Origin of the sequence: Microcystis sp. LE19-10.1B (genome assembly GCF_027530565.1) — a bacterium.
GTDB classification, from domain to species: domain Bacteria; phylum Cyanobacteriota; class Cyanobacteriia; order Cyanobacteriales; family Microcystaceae; genus Microcystis; species Microcystis aeruginosa.
On the sequence record NZ_JAPZQM010000141.1, the window covers coordinates 1 to 2,770 of the forward strand.

2 pseudogenes are annotated in these 2,770 nt (G+C 37.7%); one reads left to right on the forward strand and one right to left on the reverse strand.

Annotated elements, in window-relative coordinates:
- Window positions 1-502: 502 nt before the first annotated feature.
- A pseudogene (locus O9332_RS05005) lies at window positions 503-2,638 on the reverse strand (type ISP restriction/modification enzyme); the annotation flags it as partial.
- Between the two features lie 45 nt (window positions 2,639-2,683).
- Between O9332_RS05005 and O9332_RS05010 the strand changes: the two are divergent.
- Window positions 2,684-2,770: pseudogene (locus O9332_RS05010) on the forward strand (IS200/IS605 family transposase); the annotation flags it as partial.

Sequence of the window (2,770 nt, forward strand, 5' to 3'; positions counted from 1 at the left end):
CTTGTTCCCCACTTAAGCCCAACTATCGGCACTATTCGTTCATTAAACACTAATTGTCAAGATGCCATGTAATCTTTCCTATCAAAGTAATTTCAGTTCCGGTGCTGATTCGGAGCATCTTTCAATTTGACAACGCCAAAATTTTTGAGACATTTCAATATAAATTTAAAAGGCAACCGCAACAAAAAAGGAAGAAAAACCCTAATAAATATAACCTAGAAGACGCTTTATCTGTGGTTGAAACCTGCGATAAAATATCAATCTAGGGTTTGCGGCAAAAAGTACGGGCGAAGCATTCGGATAGAAAATCTACGGTTTCACCGATAGGTTATTGCCCGAATGCTTCGCCCCTACAGGACGCGGGCCGATGAAAACCCAAGGTTTTGAAGCACGATTCTCTCAAAATCTTGCACCTGTACTGATTATTTATTCTCCCTTTTGCCTCTCCCAATATGTAGCCTATACTCAACGGATTTAGTGTTAATCTTCTCTCACCGGTGGCTTAACTAAAGGGGAAACCACCATATTTATGGATAATTATATCTATAGTTTCCATAATTGCGATCGATTCGCCCAAAATGGAGATAATTTGTTGATAATGTTCTAGGTCATCGTAGCTAAGGTGGCGACCTTTGCGGTCTTTTAGCCACTTCTGACACACTTGATAACCGCCGATATAAAAGTTCCAAATTTGGGGCGGAATCCCCGCAAAATACTGGTCAGAATTAATCGAAATTTGTTGTTTATTTTCGTCATATTTCACCTGTTCGACTAGATTAGAACCCGCCACGGGATAGCTACTAATTTCTTTTCCCGTTGCTTTCATTAGGTGTAACTGCACTAATCTGTCACCTTTTTTGACTAATTCCCAGAATAATTCTTGATTACTGGTGAGAGGAACACGAGGAAAGTCTATTTTTAAAAATTCGGCGTAACGTTGGCGATATTGGGGAGAGTGAAAGACGGCATAGATATAGTTAAAAATGTCTTCCGGTCCAAAGGTTTTCTTTTCGTCTCCTTTGCCATCACTGATAAATTCTAATTCAAGTTTTGCCGAAAGTTTGTTAATAAATTCTGGCGCTAGATTGGGACGGCGACCATTTGGCGAGTTGGTTGGTTCTGTGTCAAATAGCGTTGGGGTATTGGTTGGGTAAAGATAGAGGGGAAAAATATTAACTCCACCTCTTCTAAAAATATTAGTATCAATGGCATTCTCAAAAACAGTAATCAAGGCCCATTCAGGATCATTAACCGCAATTCCTTGGCGACCTATACCTATACCAATGTTATTCTTATTCATCGTATGCTGAATTATTTCATGCCTCAACCGATTTACTAAAGCATCATGATGATAATAAGGTCTAATATCAAGAGGTCTATATAAACATTGAGTGAAATAAGATTGCCAATTAGATTCAGATGTAAAAGATTTTCTCTTTTGATTTAAATTCCAATCTAAACTGTCTTCCAACTTATATTTATTTTTTATTTCTGAATCATTTATAAGTGTATTTCTAAAGTCATTGATTCGCTCGATTAATTTAGCTTTATCAAAATCATAGACAAAGTGATCTCTATGGGTTTTGATACCAGAACCGTTTGTCAACATGATTGTATCAAGTTCCCAATATTTTTGATATTCATCAGATGAGACTTTGCTCTGAGGATTAAATAGGTAAAAATCTGATTTGGGATTTATAATTTCCCATTCAGTTGAACTAATATCATTTTCATCTAACCAATAATACTTACCCCCAACTAACTCCTTATGCTCTTTAACCTCTCTAACACCCCACAAATCAGCATGATAAACCTGCGCTAAATCTTGCTGACTATCTTGATACTTAATAAAAAACGCAATCGCTACTCCTTGCTGAATATCAAACACATTTTGATCAGGTGAACCGTCGGGACAAACTTCTTTTTTCTTGCTATTCCCATGCAAATCTAAAACATAAATCTCATCAAAAGTCTGCATCAAATTTTGACGCATTCCCCGAAAAGTGGGATTATCCAAATAACCATGATTTGTAATTAACGCCACAACTCCATAACCAGTTTCCGCTACCCGATACTGAGCAAAGCGAATAAACTTCACATAATCATCTAATAAACCTTTAGGGTTTCTCTCTCCCAATGGTTTTCCATCTAATTGATAATAATCCTTAACCAAATTCACAATCCAAGGGTCAGTATTCATCGACTGATAGGAATAGGGTGGATTGCCTAAAATCACCATAACTGGCATTTCTTGCTTAACATCTTTTGCCGCGGCTGCTTCATCGCGAATGCGATTTAAAAACCCATCAGCAGGGGGAATTTGAAAAGCTTCCTGTAGGGTGTTAGTGAGATAGATTCCTAAGCGTTCATCGGCACTAAAATCATAGCCTAATTCCTGAAGTTGTAAACCTAATTTCATGTGTGCTACGGTGTAGGGAGCCATCAGTAATTCAAACCCAAAGAGACGGGGTAATAAATGTTTACTGACATAACTAGACCACATCCCTTTCTGTTGACGAAAACTATCATAGATATGGTCAATAACAGAGTGTAAAAAAGTGCCAGTTCCCACAGCAGGATCGAGAATTAAAACTTGGTGTATTTCCTGAGTTTCTTGGCTATTATTAGGATTTTTAATCTCTTCGGGTCTAATTCCCCGCCGCTCGCGGCGTACAATAGAAAAATGAGTGAATACATCCATAAGAGCCATAATGTAAGTGTTTTGCTATATCATTTAGTGTTCCCAGCCAAATATCGTAAAGCCGTTTTC